This is a genomic window from Streptomyces sp. DH12 (assembly GCF_020873895.1).
Taxonomy (GTDB): Bacteria; Actinomycetota; Actinomycetes; order Streptomycetales; family Streptomycetaceae; genus Streptomyces.
Genome location: NZ_JAHWGT010001285.1, coordinates 1 through 429, shown reverse-complemented (window position 1 = coordinate 429; position 429 = coordinate 1). Strand labels below are relative to the sequence as shown.

The window sequence follows — 429 nt, the reverse complement described above, 5'->3', positions numbered from 1 at the left end:
ATAAAAAGTTTAGAAATTTAATACATCATATAGCTTCTAAAACTAATATTTTACTTGCATATAGAAATATAAAAAATAATAAAGGGTCAACTACTGTTGGAACTGATAATATTGATATCAGTTATTTTAAAGATATGGAAACAGAGGTATTTGTAGAACGCATCCAGAATAAACTAGCTAACTACATGCCGAAAAGTGTAAGAAGAGTTGAAATCCCAAAACACAAAGGTTCTGTTGAAACTAGACCGCTTGGAATACCGTGTATTGAAGATAGGATAATCCAGCAATGTATTAAACAAGTATTAGAACCTATATGTGAAGCTAAGTTTCATAAGCATAGTTATGGGTTCAGACCTAACAGGTCAACCAAACATGCAATAGCTAGAACTATGCAATTAATGAATAAAAATGGACTTCATTATGTTGTAG

At 30.5% G+C, this 429-nt stretch carries 1 protein-coding gene; it reads left to right on the top strand.

What is annotated here, in order from left to right:
* A partial coding sequence (locus tag LPA54_RS39700) for a reverse transcriptase domain-containing protein (RefSeq protein ID WP_267488028.1) occupies positions 1–429 on the top strand: 429 nt, incomplete at both ends.